Source organism: Pseudomonas sp. B35(2017) (assembly GCF_002113645.1).
Taxonomy (GTDB): domain Bacteria; phylum Pseudomonadota; class Gammaproteobacteria; order Pseudomonadales; family Pseudomonadaceae; genus Aquipseudomonas; species Aquipseudomonas ekonensis.
In genome coordinates, this window is record NZ_NEIZ01000001.1 from 279,282 (window position 1) to 295,031 (window position 15,750).

Below are 15,750 nucleotides of genomic sequence, written 5' to 3' on the forward strand. Positions count from 1 at the left end.
GTGATGAAAAAGTTTTTCAAGAAAGTCGGCGCCTTCCTGCGCCAGACCTGGGTCTGGACCCTGCTGCTGGTGCTGTTCGTGGCGTTGCTGGTGTGGTTCGTCGGGCCGTTGCTGGCGGTGGCCGACTACAAGTTCTGGGAAGGCTCGACCTCCCGCCTGCTGACCATCAGCGTGCTGTTCCTGATCTGGGGCCTGACCATGGTCTTCGTCAGCTGGCGCGCCGGGATCCGCAAGAAGGCCGTGGAAGAGACCGAAGACGGCCAGGACCGCATCCGCCGCGAAGAGCTGATCGACGAAGAGCAGAAGGAACTGAAGGCGCGCTTTCGTGATGCGCTGAAGACCCTCAAGACCTCGAGCCTGTACCGTGGCCGCAGCGAGCGCTGGCGCAACGACTTGCCGTGGTACCTGCTGATCGGCCCCCAGGGCAGCGGCAAGACCAGCCTGCTGGACTTCTCCGGGCTGGAATTCCCGATCAACAAGATCGACCGCAAGCTGACCCGCGACACCCTCGGCACCCGTCACTGCGACTGGTACTTCGCCGACCACGGCGTGCTGATCGACACCGCCGGGCGCTACATGAGCCAGCCGGACGCGGAAGTCGACGGCAGCGCCTGGACGACCCTGCTGGAGCTGCTGCGCAAGCGCCGCCGCGGCCGTCCGCTGAACGGCGTGCTGGTGACCATCCCGGTGGAGACCCTCACCGGCGGCAGCGAGCAGGACATCGAGACCCTGGCCCGCCAGGTGCGCGGCCGTCTGCAGGACGTGTACCAGAAGCTGCACGTGGATGTGCCGGTGTATCTGGTGCTGAGCAAGGCCGACAAGCTGCTGGGCTTCGACGAATTCTTCGACCAGCTGACCCGCGAGGAAAGCGACCAGGTGCTCGGCACCAGCTTCCGCAAGGATCAGGTCGGCACCGACGTGACCGTGCTGCGCGGTGAATTCGAAGAGCTGCTGCGTCGCCTCAACAGCCAGGTGATCATGCGCATGCACTCCGAGCGCGACACCCAGCGCCGCGGCCGCATCCTCGACTTCCCGCACCAGCTCGGCCAGATCGGCGAGCGCATGTGCCTGTTCGTCGACATGGCGTTCACCGGCAACCGCTACCAGCGGGCCAGCCAACTGCGCGGCTTCTACCTGATCAGCGCTCCGCACCTGACCCAGGAAATGGACTCCGCCACCGCCGGCATCGGCGCCAGCCTGGGCATGAGCGCCGGCGTGCTGCCGACCCTGCGCAGCGGCCGTTCGCGGTTCATCCATCACCTGCTCAGTCGGGTGATCTTCCCCGAGGCCGACCTGGCCGGCCTGGACAAGCGCGAGCGCAGCCGCATCCACTGGGGCCAGCGTGCCCTGTACGTGGGCGCGCTGGGGGCGTTGGCACTGTTCGGCATGCTCTGGACCGGTGGTTTCTCGGCCAACTACGAGCGCCTGGAGAACCTCCGTGCGCTGGCGCAGAACTGGACGCAGCAGCGCACCGCGCTGAGCCCGCGCGACGACGCGATGGGCGTGCTCAAGACCCTCGACACCAGCTACGCCGCCACCCAGGTGTTCCCGAAGAAGGGCGACGTGTCGTACCACGAGCGCTTCGGCCTGTACCAGGGCTCCGACGTCAACCCGGTGGTCAAGGAAGCCTACGAGCGCGAGCTTGAGAAGCAACTGCTGCCACGGGTCGCGACCCAGCTCGAAGGGCAGATCCGCGCCAACATGAAGGACCGCGAAAAGCTGATCAACAGCCTGCGCGCGTACCTGATGCTGAACATGAAGGACCGCCGCGACGCCGCGTGGCTCAAGGACTGGGTCGCCAACGACTGGTCGATGCGCTACTCCGGCAACACCGCGGTGCAGAACGGCCTGACCACTCACCTGGAGCGTCTGCTGCAACAGCCGTTCATCTACCCGCTCAACGAGCAACTGGTGACCCAGGCCCGTCAGGTGCTGCGCAGCGAATCCCTGGCCGCCGTGGTGTACCGCATGCTCCGCGAGCAGGCGCGCAACCTGCCGGACTACCGCTTCAGCCAGCACCTGGGCCCGCAGGGCTCGCTGTTCATCGGCACCGAGTACGTGATCCCGGGGTTCTACACCCTGCAGGGCTATCAGCAGTACTTCTCGGTGCAGGGCTCGGCGCTGGTCACCGACATCCTGCGTGACAACTGGGTGCTGGGCGAAGGCGCGGGCATCAGCGACATGGACCTGCGTCGCCTGATGGTCGAGCTGGAGCAGCTGTACTTCCGCGACTACGCCAACTACTGGAGCGAGGCCGTCGGCCAGGTGGCCCTGCCGCCGATCAACGACGCCGGCGAAGGCGCCGAGCAATTGGCGGGCCTGACCTCGGCCAACTCGCCGGTGCTGGCGCTGCTGTCGGAAGTGCGCGAGAACACCCGCTTCCCGGTGGTCGCCGAGCCGGTGGACGAAGCCGGCGACGCCGCCGATGCGCTGGCCGGGCAGAAGGGCAAGCTGGGCAAGGTCGGCAAGATCGCTTCCGCCGTGGCCGACAAGGCGTCGGCCATGAACGTGGCGAAGAACCTGCCGGACACCGCCAAGAAGTCTCTGCAACGCCGCTTCGAGCCGCTGCACCGTCTGCTGGACGACAACAACGGCCCGGCCGCCGACCTGACCCCGGCCCTCAACGCGCTCAACGACCTGCAACTGCAACTGGCCAGCCTGGCCCGTTCCAGCTCGCCGGAACAAGCCTCGTTCGAGATGGCCAAGACCCGCATGAGCGGCCAGCGCGATGCGCTGACCAACCTGCGCAACGCCTCCGGCCGCCTGCCGCGTCCGCTCAGCGTGTGGTTCAACGTGCTGGCCGAGGACTCCTGGCGCCTGGTGCTCAACGACGCCTACCAGTACCTCAACGGCCGTTACCAGAACGAGCTGTACAGCGTGTACGGCAAGACCATCAGCAAGCGCTATCCGTTCAGCGCCACTAGCACCAGCGACGTGGCGATCAGCGATTTCCGCGACTTCTTCAAGGCCCAGGGCATCGTCGACCGCTTCTTCGACACCTACATGCGTCCGTTCGTCAGCGGCGATCCGGGCAACTACCGGATGCGCAGCGTCGACGGCCACAGCCTGCCGGTGTCCAAGGTCTACCTCGACCAGATGGCCGCGGCGCTGGTGATCCGCCAGAGCTTCTTCTCGATCAACCCGGCCGAGCCGCAGGTGCAGTTCAAGCTGGAGCCGTACACCCTGGATCCGGCGGTCAGCCGCTCCGAGTTCAAGTTCGGCGACAAGGTCATGGAATACCGCCACGGCCCGATCCTGCCGATGTCCTTCAAGTGGCCGACCGACGCTGAAGACGGCCGCACCAGCCTGGTGATGGACAAGATGGCGGGCCGCCCGATCGGCATCGAGAAGAACACCGGCCCCTGGTCGCTGTTCCGCCTGTTCGACCTGATGCAGACGGAATACCTGACCGGCCGCGACGTGCTGGTGCTGAAGGCTGACGTGGGCGGCCTGCGCGCCAACTACCTGCTGACCAGCCAGCGCACGCCGAACCCGTTCGACCTCAGCGTGCTGCGCACCTTCCGCATGCCGGTGCAGCTCTGATGCTGGTGGCCAGCCCTTGGCGCAGCGCGGCCCGCACCGACGCGGGCAAGGTGCGTTCGCGCAATGAGGACGCCTTCCTCGACTGTCCGCAGCAGGGGCTGTGGGCGGTCGCCGACGGCATGGGCGGGCACCAGGGCGGCGACGTCGCCAGCCAGCTGATCGTCGCCAGCCTGGCGGAACTGCCTCAGCAGGACGACTTCGACGAACGCCTCAAGGCCATCCGCCAGTGCCTGCACTGGCTCAACCGGCGTTTGGGGCAGGAGCTGACCGTCACCGCCGGCCGCCACGACAGCATCATGGGCAGCACCGTCGTGGCGCTGCTGGTGGAAGGCAACCGCGCGGCGTGCATCTGGGCCGGCGACAGCCGTTGCTACCTGTGGCGCGGGCAGCGTCTGTATCAACTGTCGAAGGATCATTCGCTGCAGCAGCAACTGATCGACGAGCAGCAGATGAGCGCCGAACAGGCCGCCGCGCACCCGGCGGCCCAGGCGCTGACCCGGGCGGTCGGCGCCGCCGAACAACTGACCCTGGATGTGCTGGAGCTTGAGGTGTATCCGGGCGACGTGTTCCTGCTGTGCAGCGACGGCCTCTACCAGGGCCTGAGCAGCGACGCGATGGGCAACGCCCTGAGCCTGAGCGCGCCGCATGTGGCGCTGGAGCGCCTGTTCGACGGCGCCCTGCGCGGCGCCGCGCGGGACAACCTGACCGCCGTGGTGGTGCGCCAATGAACGGGCTCGAATCCTCGGTCGACGACCTGCTCATGAGCGAAGAGCAGGCCAACAACCTGACCTACTTCGCCTTCGCCAAGTCCCACAAGGCAGAGCCCGCGCTGGCGCCGACCAAGGCCAGCATCGGCGAGCTGCCCCAGATCCTGGCGGGCCGCTACCACCTCGAGCGCCTGCTCGGGGCCGGCGGCATGGGCGCCGTCTACCGGGCGCGGGACCTTTTGCATGAGCAGTTCGGCGATCCCGACCCTTACATCGCGCTGAAGATCCTCGGCGAAGAGTTCGCCGAATCGCCGGACGCCAGCGCCTTGCTCTACAGCGAGTTCGCCCTGACCCGGCGCCTGCGCCACGACAACGTGGTGCGCGTGCACACGTTCGAAGTGGACACCGACTGCCAGCGGGCCTTCATCACCATGGAACTCATGCGTGGCCTGACCCTGGACAAATTGCTCTGCGAGCGGCCCCTGGGCCTGCCGTGGAAAGAACTGCGCGACATTGCGCTGCCGCTGCTCGACACGCTGGCCTGCGCCCACCGCCGCGGCGTGCTGCACGGCGATATGAAACCGAGCAACGTGATGCTCAGCGAAGACGGCCTGCGCCTGTTCGACTTCGGCTTAGGTCAAGCCGAAGAGGGCGTGCTGCCCGGCCTGCCGCACCTGAGCCGCGAACGCTTCAATGCCTGGACACCGGGCTACGCCGCCCCCGAACTGCTGGAGGGCCGGCCGCTGTCGGCCAGCGCGGACGTGTACGGCGCCGCCTGCGTGATCTACGAGCTGGCGGGCGGCAAACACCCGTTCCGTCGCCTGCCTTCGACCCAGGCCCGGGACGAAGGCCTGGACCGCGGCCTGGAGGCCCCGGACAACCTACCGAAACACTGCTGGCCCGCGCTGCGCACCGCGCTGGCCTTCGACGCGGCGCAGCGCACCGTCACTGCCCGCCAACTGCATGAAGCACTGAGCGCCGATCCGTCCTGGCTGCAGCGTCTGGCGCTGCGGCGCCACGGATGACATTCGAACAGGGAGCCCTTTATGTTCAACCCCGCTAACGAAACCCACTTCAGCCTCACCGTCGAAGACTACGTGGGCGACCTGCAAGTGCTGTCGTTCACCGGCACCGAAGGCATCAGCCAGCCGTTCCGCTTCGACCTGGAACTGGTCAGCGAAAACCCCGACCTGGATCTGGAGCAGCTCCTGCACAAGCAGGCCTTCCTCGCCTTCGACCCGCAGGGCTCGGGCATCCACGGCCAGATCTACCGCGTCGCCCAGGGCGACGCCGGCAAGCGCCTGACCCGCTACAAGGTGTCGCTGGTGCCGCAGATGCAGTACCTGCATCACCGCACCAACCAGCGCATCTACCAGCAGATGTCGGTGCCGAAGATCATCGCGCTGATCCTCGACGAGCACGGCATCAAAGCCAACGCCTACAGCTTCCAGCTCAGCCAGAAGTGCCCGGACCGCGACTACTGCGTCCAGTACGACGAGACCGACCTGCACTTCATCCAGCGCCTGTGCGAGGAGGAGGGCATCCACTACCACTTCCAGCACAGCAAGAAGGGCCACCTGTTGGTGTTCGGCGACGACCAGACCGTGTTCCCCGACCTCGGCCAGCCGACCGCGTATGTGCAGGGCAGCGGCATGGTCGCCGAAGAGCCGGTGATCAAGGGCTTCAAGCTGCGCCTGGAAACCCGCACCGGCCGCGTCACCCGCCGCGACTACGACTTCGAGAAGCCGCGCCTGCAACTGGAGGCGGCCTACAAGCCGGACGGAGAAAGCACAGAGCCGGATCTGGAAGACTACGACTACCCGGGCCGCTTCCTCGACCGTGCGCGCGGCAAGTTCCTCAGCCAGCGCGCCCTCGAACGCCACCGCGTCGACTACCGCCAGGCCGAGGGCCGGGGCGACCAGACCAAACTGGTCAGCGGCCACTTCATGGCCCTGTCCGACCACCCGCGCAGCGAGTGGAACGACCTGTGGCTGCTCACCGAGATCGTCCACGAAGGCAAGCAGCCGCAAGTGCTCGAAGAGTCGGTGACCAGCGACACCACCGACAACAAGGACGACTTCCACCAGGGCTACCGCAACCGCTTCCTCGCCACCCCGTGGGACGTCTTCTACCGCCCGGCCCTGGAACACACCAAGCCCCGCGTGCTCGGCAGCCAGACCGCCACCGTCACCGGCCCCAAGGGCGAAGAGATCCACTGCGACCAGTACGGCCGCGTCAAAGTCCAGTTCCACTGGGACCGCGAAGGCCTGGCCGACGACAAGACCAGTTGCTGGCTGCGCGTCTCCAGCGCCTGGGCCGGCGACCGCTACGGCGCCATCTCCATCCCGCGCATCGGCATGGAAGTCCTCGTCACCTTCCTTGAAGGCGACCCCGACCAACCCCTCGTCACCGGCTGCCTGTACCACAAGGAAAACCCGGTGCCCTACGCCCTGCCGGCGAACAAGACCCGCAGCGTCTTCAAGTCCCTCAGCTCCCCGGGCGGCGGCGGGTACAACGAACTGCGCATCGAAGACAAGAAAGGCGCCGAACAGATCTACATCCACGCCCAGCGCGACTGGGACGAAAACATCGAACACGACCAGAAAATCCGCGTCGGGAATGAACGTCACGACACGGTGGTGAAGAACAGCTATACCGAGGTGAAAGCTGAAGAGCACCGCACGACCATCGCGGACCGCAAGATCGAAGCGCGAATGGACGACCACCTGACCGTCGGCCAGAACCAGCACGTGAAACTGGGCACCGCGCAACTGACCAGCGCAGGCAAAGAGATCCACCTCAAGGCCGGCGACAAGATCGTCATCGAAGCCGGCACCGAACTGACCATCCAGGGCGGCGGCAGCTTCATCAAGCTCGACGGCGGCGGCGTGACCGTGGTGGGGCCGGTCGTGAAGATCAATGCCGGCGGGTCGGCTGGCTCGGGCACCGGGATCGGGATCAAGCCGCCGGTGCTGCCGGGGGCGGCGGATAAGGATAAGGCGGGGAGTTTGATGGATCAGGCGTTGGTGAATGCGCCTGAGGAAAAAATCAAACGCAAGCCAAAGCGCATGCTCAATTTTTCCGGTTAAGACATCGACGGCAATCCAAGCCACCAGGGATCAGAATTCAGGTAATTGGTAATGACAGAGACAACGAACAAAGTTCAAAAATGGTCGTATCCCCTGAAAGTAGGGACAGCCGAAGCGACCGATTCACAGCAATACTACGATGCGCTTGCTAAAGCCAAAGCTGGTTTTTACCCAGTAGGAGGTAACGGTCTTTGGCACGGTGGAATTCACTTTGATGAAGATACCGGGCTAGTGAAAGAGCTGACAGAGGTGAGGTGCATCGCTGACGGAGAGGTAGTTGCCTACAGGATTGATGATGTTTACCCCACTTCGGATTATTCGGATACACCATCGGCACAGTTCTCGACTGGTTTCGTTTTGGTCAAACATACGCTGATGCCACCCTCTGCAAGTGCCCCCTCAGCGTCGGCGTCAAGCCCTCAGTCCGTAGCCCCGAGCCTCAATTTTTATAGCCTTTACATGCACCTTCTAGATTGGAAAACCTATAAGGAAAAGCCAACACTCAAAAGGCCAGCCTTTTGGGGGGGCGGTTTGTCCAGGGTGAAATCTGATGCGCCGGATTCAGTGCTGGGCCTTCGTGTTCGCAGTGAGGCTTCTTCGGCAAGCGCCGAATTGGCTGTGCTGCCTAGAGGCACTACGGTCACGGTGAAGTCAGCTCCTAGTACACAAAAATGGTTGGAAATAGAAAGTGTCTCACCCAATGTTTTGGGTTTAGAAACTGGTAGCGGATGGGTCTTTAAAAAGGAGATGAAGCATCTTTCTGGAAATCAATATTTTATTGACAAGGAGGCAAAGGATCCGATTCCAGAATATAAAAACGGGGCAAACTTACGCGATCTGATCTCAGGAAAAATCATCGGTTTTCTACCAGCGGAAACGCAAGTAAAAGTAGTAGAGGGCCCAGGTAAATATAAAAAATTAATCGAGGTTGTTTCCGGAGAGGTTGTACCGAAATTAACAAGTAATGTGAATCCTTCCGGGATTGGAAAAATATATGCCGAGTCGTTGGAACAGCTTAATGAACCCCAGTTGCCAGCGGGAGATGTTTTCGTACTTCCTGTGCCTGTAAAAATAAAAGCTGGGGAGAGAGTTGGATACGTTGGAAAGTATCAAAATAGCGGTGAGGCTGCAAGGGATGTGTTGCATTTAGAAGTTTTTAGTTGTGATGATGTTCCTGCCTTTATAGACAGTTGCAAACCCATAGGAGCTGGGTTGCAGGATGACCAAAAGAAACTTTTAAAGGTTCATGCTGGTGCAAGTCAAATAGTTCCGCATTCGGATGGAGTCAATAATAGTCATCCCCCTGTGGCCTCAGCCAACACGCCTAAAGTTGGGTTTGATACAATCCTTCCTATCGATACTCTAGGTAGATTGTCCGCAGATCGTAAAATTAAGACCGGGGCCAATGGTTCCGATTCTTATTGGTGGAGAGTAGACGGTAAATTTGCTGATGGAGAAGGTCAGCCACTGAATGGCTGGTTGCGTGAGCAAACTTTAATAACAACTGTGCATAGCGGATGGGAGTGGGTCGGTTTTCAATATCTAGAAGAAACGATCACAAATGCTGAGAATCTGGCGGGGCACTTGGATACCCAAAATGCGCTAACCGAATCAGAGTCTAAAAATTATAGCGCTCAGATGAATGCAGCTGACGGTGGTCCCGTTCGTGAATGGCTTTACAAGGTCGTCAATACTGATTCGGATGAAAAGTTGTCAGTGCAGGAAATCAAATCTGCGCTTGCAAAATTTTGGGTCGCACAACCAATTTCACAGTTGATCACAAAGTATGAAAGCGAATGGTTGTGGAAGGAGGAGAAGTGGTCTGAGCTAGATCCTCTTATGGAGGAGTCTCCAGGTGTTGTCAATCCAGACTGGGTTGTGGAGAAAAAACGAATAGAGAAATTGTCTTGGTGGTCACAGTTGGCCAGCAAGCAAGTAGTTACTGGCAACGGCATGATTTGGCATTTTCATCCAGTAGGCCTGTTGAGTAATTTTTATGTTTCCCGAATGAGGCGTGATTACGATTTAGGTACGTTGTCCAGCTTCTATGAAACAGGAGGCCGCGGATCAATTGTTGTATCGGGAGGACAGGGAGATGCTGGTGGCGTATCCTATGGCGCTTACCAGATGACCAGCCAGAGAAAGATTAAGAATCCTGATGGCACTTTCACGACCATTATAGGTGGGACGGTTAAACTTTTTGTAAATTGGAGTGGTATGACATGGGGGAGTGAATTTAACGGGCTCACGCCAGGCTCTGCCGCATTCACTAATAAATGGAAGGAACTTGTTGAAACTAAAGGGCAGGATTTCGTTGATGTAGAACATGGCTATATTAGAGCTACCCACTATGATGTGCAGATTCAGAAAGTGATGTCGGAAACTGGTATAGATCTAAGATATCACTCGCATACTATTAACGATGTGGTTTGGTCTACCGCGGTCCATCATGGGCCAAATAACCCTGTGATTGTCAAAGCAATAAATAGCCTTGGTATTCCCCACGAAGAAACAAAGGCCTATGACGAAAAGCTCATTGATGCTATATATAATGAACGAGGAAGAAAAATAGTTGGAGGGGCACTCAACGGCCAGCTTGCCTATTTTTCCGGTAACTCTTCGGCTGTTCAACAAGGTGTTGCGGATCGTTTTGTATTAGAAAAGCCGAAAGCACAGGGGATCCTAAAAGATGAAAGTGGCTACTAAGTTTGTTCTGATTTCTTGGGCGCTTTTTTTCTCAATGAGTTCAAGCTCTCAAGAGAGGCTTTCATTGTATGTTTCATCATCAGGAAGTGCCGCGATAACGGAAGTTCACGGGCGCACCTCTTTAGTAGTAATGGCTAGTGGTGGTGAGGGTAAGCAGTCGCCCTCTGCAAACTGTGCGCTCTCTGCAAATTTGGAGGCTGTCGAAGGGGGGTTTAAAGGGGAACTCTCACCGTTTTCTACCGAATTTAATAGTTATAGTGATGAGCAAGCTCGTGGGAGACTGTTGCAAGTTAATACGGTTGCTGGAGGTATAGTTATCGCGGACGTAGATTACGTTGGGATCTGTTCTTTAGATAGTAATCTGGTTGATGGCTATAAAGAAATTCCGCAGACTGGTAAGAAGTATAAGCATGTGTTTTCAGTAATGGCAGCGCTTGCTCACTCTGATGCTGTTTCGTTATTTAAAAAAGGTGAAAAACAACAAGCTATTTTTGAGTTGGCGCCTTATGCAGAAAATTACCAGCGATCTTGGTTGGCTGGGAATGGAGAGTCGAGTGAGATCGTATTGTTAATTAATGATTACGCCTATTTTCTGCAGCAAAATAATCAGCCATTAGATTCTATTCCTTTTCTGAACGATATCGTTGGTGCGGATCCTAAACGAGCTGTAGCCTGGCTGAATCTGGCGGACTCAAATTGGATGATTGGTAGGCAAAGTGACGCACAAAAACAGTACTCTGAATACAAAAGACTAATGGTGTCCATGAATAAAAAGTCAAAAATCCCACAGCGAGTTTTTGATAGGGCTAATTAATTAGCTATACACAAAAGGTGAAAGATTTATTTGTGGTTTTGCGCTTAGCGGCTTTGATTTTGGTGCGGCGTTTAAATAGATCTGTCCCGTATATTTCCTAGAATTACGGCTTCGTCTACTCACTATTAGAAGGATCCAACTCTACGCAATGCTAATAACCAGGTTATTGGAGTAGTTGGCGTTCTGCAGCGTTGGGCTCCGCGATATGATCCGAATTTAATTGAAAGTGACCCTTACAATGCTTGTGATAGCGGCGGCTTTTTTTGGGTTTCGACATTTATAAATCAGTCTGGCTCGATGAATATGAATGGACATTGCGATAAGCCTTTTACTCCGGTAATGGTAGGTGCTGTTTCTTCAGTAGTTTACGGAGATAGCAATGGTTATCATGAAGGACAGGGCTTATGCACAATATATTTATCGGTTCCTAAGTGAGTCTAACGATACAAGTCTTACTATGGATTTGAGTACCCCTAGACAGCACGTGATCGTGCAATTTGCAATGAGCCGTCCATCATGAAGAGAATGGCTACTTTGTTTTTTGTATATGTAATTGGTATCGCTTTAGCATATGGGGGCAGTAGAGTCAGCGGCCCGGAATTAGTAGATCTTCCTGAAAAAATACAGTTGAAGATCTCAGCAGATAATGAAGTTGAACTAAAAGACGTTCATTCTTTGCCCGGTGGCACGGTTGGGTTTGATGATGCATATGTAAGTGCGGTGGTGTTTGAGGATGGTATTAAAAATTGCTCTATATTTATATACTCTAGTGGCGGACTGTATGGGGCTTATGATGGCGCTCCGTGTGAGTTTGTAAGTGCAGCTGAAATAGATAGAGATGGCGCGGGGGCGGTGCCGGATGTTTATTATAAGGTCAATGTTTTTTCGTTAAGTCTAGGCGCTGTCGTTAGCGATGTTGTTGCATTCTACTATGATGCGGGAACAAGAAAATTCTGCGAAAGTAAATTATTGGCTGCTTGGAAGATAAATGGGAAAAAGGGCATCCGCCCTAAACTAGTCGATGGTATTTGTGGTGCTGTTGATTAGCGAAGGAATTCAGAAGAACGGGGTGGACTTATTTTTTCGTAAATTGGAGAAAAGGTGACAGTTTTATTTGTGGTGTTGCGCTCAGCGGCTTTGATTTTGGTGCGGCGTTTAAATAGGTCTGTCCCGTATATTTTGAATAGTGCAAGCCCAGGAATTCGGAAAAACTATATAACTAGGAAACAGCAGTATAAGCTTTTTGTTCCGGTTTACGAGTTTATGAAAAGCGAAGTTATTAGGATTTCGGATAAGTCTGATGTGGTTCATCTTTATGGTCATTTGAATTGGGACTCGATGAATCCAAAAATTCAAGATATGGCAATCGATTTAATCTACCGAGGTGATTATACTGGGGATGCAAGGGCACTCATACAGAGGCATATGACAAATAATGATCTGGCTGCATTTTCTGCGGTAATTGGTGATCGTTCCAAATGGGGCAATGTGCCTGTGGAACGGTTTAATAAGCGCGTTGATTATTTGAGGTGATATTTATATGAATTTGTTCAAGTTGGCTCCAGTGTTTTGTGTATTTTTTCTAGGTGGTGCCGCAGCAGCCGTTCCTGATATTGGTCCCGTTTCTGAAGTCGGAGTGGGGCGTATTGGTGATAATGTTGTCAGATATGTAAAAACATTCAATGATTCATGTCTTGAAGTCCAGGTGATCAGCCCAGATAAAAATTGGGAAGTATTATCTTCCGCAAATTTTTGTAAGTTTGAAGGTAAAAAATTTGGCTCGGACTTTGCCGATGCTGGTTTCGAAGATATTACTGTGCAGGAGGATGGCGTTCATATGATACTTAGCGTTACGCCTCTTCAGCCTACGGGAGAGCAACGTAGACGCTGTATTGTTCCAGTGGTCGGCGCACTTATTAAAGAACTTAGTTGTTCTGAGGTTGTTAAGTGATTTATTGAAGTTATTTATAAATCTGCATGATCGAGGCGGCGGATTGGATATGTCGCCTTTCTCAGGTGTAAATTGGACAATGTTACGTAACAGCGAAAGTCTGGAAAGGGACTGGAAAAAGGGACAGTTTAATTTTTTATGATTAAAGTGGCTGTGTTTCTTGTTTTCGTATTCATGGCAACAGTGGCAAGTGCGAACTCTAGCTGCGAGGCTGACCTGAATGGAGATGGAATCTGCGATCCGTATAGTGTTAGCCCACTCGAGGACGACGGCACAATTTCGCGAATCACTATTGATATTGGCGGGAGCAATAAGTCAGTTTCTGGAAACTTTGAGCTTGGAGACGGTGGGTTGTCTGTAGGTTATCTACCAGGTGAATTCTCGTTGCTGCTGGATTTTTATATTCGTAATACTGATCTTGCGCAGTACAGTTTTAAATGGAGTTCGGCGCGCCAAGACTGGGTTCTCTATAAAAAATCTACTTGGGTGGAGCCTAGTAGAGATGAAAAATATACTTTGAGTGGTGAGAGGGCGCCAATTGAATTGCTATTTCCTCAGCAATTTAATGTTCAGCGTATAGCGTGTTGCACCTTGTTTTCTCAATTCTCCGAAAGTGCACCGAATTTTAGCTATTTGAGTGATGAGGCTCAGCTTGCAGAAATCAGGAAAGACTTCAAATATATTCTTAGTAAGCTTCCTCAGGGTGAAGAAGGAGAATTATTTTATAGGCTCGATGATAGCGGGAATAAGGTAAGGAGGAACATTCCCCAAGAGCTGGTGTATGAGCTGACTTTGATTGTTGCTGATGATAATGTCAGGCCTTTAAATGACTATGCTTATTATTTGTATCGCAGTAAAAACAATGTTTTAGCTGCTTTGCTTTTGAGGGAGATCCATAAAAAGTTCCCGGAGAGAGTCGTTGCAACACTAAATTTAGCAGATGTCTATTGGGATATGGGAATGAAATCAGATGCATGTCCGCTTTATAAGGAATACATCGCGAAAATGACAAAAAACGGAAAAAGTGGACGTATTCCACAGGCGGCGAAATCTCGAGAAAACTGCAATTGAGACGAGCCGCGCTTTTCAGTGGGAGTTATGCTTGTACATTCAATTCAAAAATCTAGCAGTGCCACTGCTTGGCCTGATGTGGGCCATCCCGGCATTAGCCGAAACCACTACGTTCAGCCCAACCAAAGGCGTCGAGGCGACTCTGGTTCTCGAGGGCTCCACGCTGAACGTCGCGGTTAAAAGCGAAGCGCATAACGAGTCGTGGACAATCAATTTTGAGGCCGAAAACGAACTCCATGTGCAGGTCGATGATTTCAATTTCGACGGCGCCCAGGATTTCGCGGTCTGGCAGCTTGATGACGGCATGGGCACTTACGGCTACTCCCGGGTGTTCATTTACCACGCCAAAAGCGGCACCTTCGAAGAGTTGCAGCCGGATTGCGGCGATGGCTTTATTAATTTGCGCGTCGACAAAAAGCGTAAGGCGTTGCTCAGCACCTATTGGGACATGAGCATACCCAAGCAATGCATCACCCGGTTCGCCAAACGCCAAGCCTGAATGACTCAAGGAAGAACACAGTGAAACGTTTTGTTTTTGCCCTGCTGGCCGTGCTGCTGCCTGTTTCAGCGGTGTACGCGCAGGATGACTGCAGCCATGTCACCTCTAGTCTGGAAATGGTGCCCTGCTCGGAGGCGGCAAAAAAGGCTGCCGATACGCAGTTGAATGTCAGCTACAAACTATTGATAGCGCGTCTTGAGTCTGATTATCGAGCAGACCCTGCGTTGGGCGCGGAGTACGCGGCGAAGGTTAAAGAGTCACAACGTGCGTGGCTGAAATTGCGCGATGCGAACTGCCCTTTGGAGGCATTCGAGATCGAGGCGGGGGTGCCGGCGCATGTGTTTGCGGTTAACTCGTGCATCGCCAGAATGAGTCGCGAACGCTCGGCGTATCTGGACAAGATCGCGCCTGGACAACCTGAGCAGTCAACCGATAAAAGCGCTGCGTGCCCAGCTGACGACTTCATGCCGTTCCTCGCGGCATTTTCTGCCGATAGCCAATCTCAGCGCAGACTCACAGCAATGACGGTCAAATCGCTCGCGTTGAAACCGACGGCCGAATCCGGCCGTTTCGAACCGATCGTTACAGGTGTGAAGGGGGCCGAGTTGGGCTATCCGTTAATGGCACCCATCCCCTCCCGCGAGATTCCGGGGGTCAAGATACAAGAGCTCGACGATAGCCACTCCATCGTTGTGGATAAGCGCGCAGGTTGGAGCCACGTCAAAGTCTTCAACTTTTCGCGGCAGGCCTGTTGGGTGCTTGAGGGCGTTGAAGACTGGTCGATCAGTGATAAAGATCTGGTCGTTGCGAGCAAACCCAAGCTGAGCAAGGAAGAGAACTTCTGTTACCAACGCGCCGAGGCGTTCGAAGCGTTGGGGGCTCCGGAAGATCAACCGCTCACGGTCGAGTTGTTTGAAGCCACCTTGGAAAATCTGTTGTGCGCAGCACGCTCTGGAGACCCACTCGCCAGTTACAAAGCGGCCATTCTGAGTCTCTCGGGTATGGCGCCGCAGGTGCCGACGAACACGCTGGAGTCTTTATTCAAAGCGGCAGCCACTACGTTGCCCAGCGGTGCGATGGGGCTTTCCGAGTTTTACTGTGACGGCAACGAGCTCACCTCCGACGGGCCCTGCAAAAATCCCGCGCTCGCAGAGCAAGCACTGATGGGCGCCGTGAAAATGGGCAGTGCCATCGCGATCAGCAAGTTGGGATCAACCTTCGCGAGCGGCGAGTGGGGCACCCAAGACGCCTCCCGAGCCATGGCCTGCTATCAACTGGCTCTCGCCCAAGGCTACGAAGGGGCGAACTTCGGTCTGGAGCATCTGCAGAAGAACTCCACCACTGAAATCAAACCCAGTTATTGCTTCTGA

Annotated in this window: 12 protein-coding genes; all 12 read left to right on the forward strand. The window is 55.7% G+C overall.

The annotated features are described in order from the left end of the window. The first annotated feature begins 3 nt into the window (after window positions 1–3). Window positions 4–3,543: a type VI secretion system membrane subunit TssM gene (tssM, locus tag CAG41_RS01295; protein ID WP_085706631.1), complete on the forward strand. Its 3,540-nt coding sequence runs from the start codon at window positions 4–6 to the stop codon at window positions 3,541–3,543. Continuing rightward, the gene (locus CAG41_RS01300; protein WP_085579018.1) at window positions 3,543–4,271 is read left to right on the forward strand and encodes a PP2C family serine/threonine-protein phosphatase; all 729 of its coding nucleotides are present in this window, start codon (window positions 3,543–3,545) and stop codon (window positions 4,269–4,271) included. Before tssM ends, CAG41_RS01300 begins: the two co-directional genes overlap by 1 nt. Next, complete coding sequence (locus CAG41_RS01305; protein WP_085579016.1) at window positions 4,268–5,275, forward strand: serine/threonine-protein kinase; 1,008 nt, start codon at window positions 4,268–4,270, stop codon at window positions 5,273–5,275. Before CAG41_RS01300 ends, CAG41_RS01305 begins: the two co-directional genes overlap by 4 nt. A 21-nt stretch (window positions 5,276–5,296) precedes the next feature. Then, window positions 5,297–7,339 carry a type VI secretion system tip protein VgrG gene (gene tssI, locus CAG41_RS01310; RefSeq protein ID WP_085706632.1) on the forward strand — a complete coding sequence of 681 codons (2,043 nt, stop codon included), beginning with the start codon at window positions 5,297–5,299 and terminating at the stop codon, window positions 7,337–7,339. Window positions 7,340–7,390: 51 nt separating this feature from the next. Further along, window positions 7,391–10,045 carry an SH3 domain-containing protein gene (locus CAG41_RS28735; RefSeq protein WP_139834942.1) on the forward strand — a complete coding sequence of 885 codons (2,655 nt, stop codon included), beginning with the start codon at window positions 7,391–7,393 and terminating at the stop codon, window positions 10,043–10,045. Next, window positions 10,029–10,859, forward strand: a complete 831-nt coding sequence (locus CAG41_RS01315) for a M48 family metallopeptidase (RefSeq protein ID WP_085706633.1) — start codon at window positions 10,029–10,031, stop codon at window positions 10,857–10,859. Before CAG41_RS28735 ends, CAG41_RS01315 begins: the two co-directional genes overlap by 17 nt. A gap of 516 nt (window positions 10,860–11,375) precedes the next feature. After that, entirely contained in the window at window positions 11,376–11,906 is a 531-nt protein-coding gene (locus tag CAG41_RS28125) for a hypothetical protein (protein WP_139834943.1), read from the forward strand. Between the two features lie 54 nt (window positions 11,907–11,960). Beyond that, window positions 11,961–12,392: a hypothetical protein gene (locus CAG41_RS28130; RefSeq protein WP_139834944.1), complete on the forward strand. Its 432-nt coding sequence runs from the start codon at window positions 11,961–11,963 to the stop codon at window positions 12,390–12,392. 7 nt (window positions 12,393–12,399) lie between these two features. After that, entirely contained in the window at window positions 12,400–12,810 is a 411-nt protein-coding gene (locus CAG41_RS28135) for a hypothetical protein (RefSeq protein WP_139834945.1), read from the forward strand. 138 nt (window positions 12,811–12,948) lie between these two features. Continuing rightward, window positions 12,949–13,881 (forward strand): type IV pilus biogenesis/stability protein PilW, encoded by a 933-nt coding sequence (locus tag CAG41_RS01320; RefSeq protein ID WP_085706634.1) that lies wholly within the window; start codon window positions 12,949–12,951, stop codon window positions 13,879–13,881. Between the two features lie 37 nt (window positions 13,882–13,918). Next, window positions 13,919–14,380, forward strand: coding sequence for a hypothetical protein (locus CAG41_RS01325; RefSeq protein ID WP_085706710.1), 462 nt, complete (start codon window positions 13,919–13,921; stop codon window positions 14,378–14,380). Between the two features lie 20 nt (window positions 14,381–14,400). Continuing rightward, entirely contained in the window at window positions 14,401–15,750 is a 1,350-nt protein-coding gene (locus tag CAG41_RS01330) for a lysozyme inhibitor LprI family protein (RefSeq protein ID WP_085706635.1), read from the forward strand.

What these genes read in the sequence shown, in the direction of transcription:
- tssM (WP_085706631.1), top strand. Translation starts at nt 4, where the DNA reads ATGAAAAAGTTTTTCAAGAAAGTCGGCGCCTTCCTGCGCCAGACCTGG.
- CAG41_RS01300 (WP_085579018.1), top strand. Translation starts at nt 3,543, where the DNA reads ATGCTGGTGGCCAGCCCTTGGCGCAGCGCGGCCCGCACCGACGCGGGC.
- CAG41_RS01305 (WP_085579016.1), top strand. Translation starts at nt 4,268, where the DNA reads ATGAACGGGCTCGAATCCTCGGTCGACGACCTGCTCATGAGCGAAGAG.
- tssI (WP_085706632.1), top strand. Translation starts at nt 5,297, where the DNA reads ATGTTCAACCCCGCTAACGAAACCCACTTCAGCCTCACCGTCGAAGAC.
- CAG41_RS28735 (WP_139834942.1), top strand. Translation starts at nt 7,391, where the DNA reads ATGACAGAGACAACGAACAAAGTTCAAAAATGGTCGTATCCCCTGAAA.
- CAG41_RS01315 (WP_085706633.1), top strand. Translation starts at nt 10,029, where the DNA reads ATGAAAGTGGCTACTAAGTTTGTTCTGATTTCTTGGGCGCTTTTTTTC.
- CAG41_RS28125 (WP_139834943.1), top strand. Translation starts at nt 11,376, where the DNA reads ATGAAGAGAATGGCTACTTTGTTTTTTGTATATGTAATTGGTATCGCT.
- CAG41_RS28135 (WP_139834945.1), top strand. Translation starts at nt 12,400, where the DNA reads ATGAATTTGTTCAAGTTGGCTCCAGTGTTTTGTGTATTTTTTCTAGGT.
- CAG41_RS01320 (WP_085706634.1), top strand. Translation starts at nt 12,949, where the DNA reads ATGATTAAAGTGGCTGTGTTTCTTGTTTTCGTATTCATGGCAACAGTG.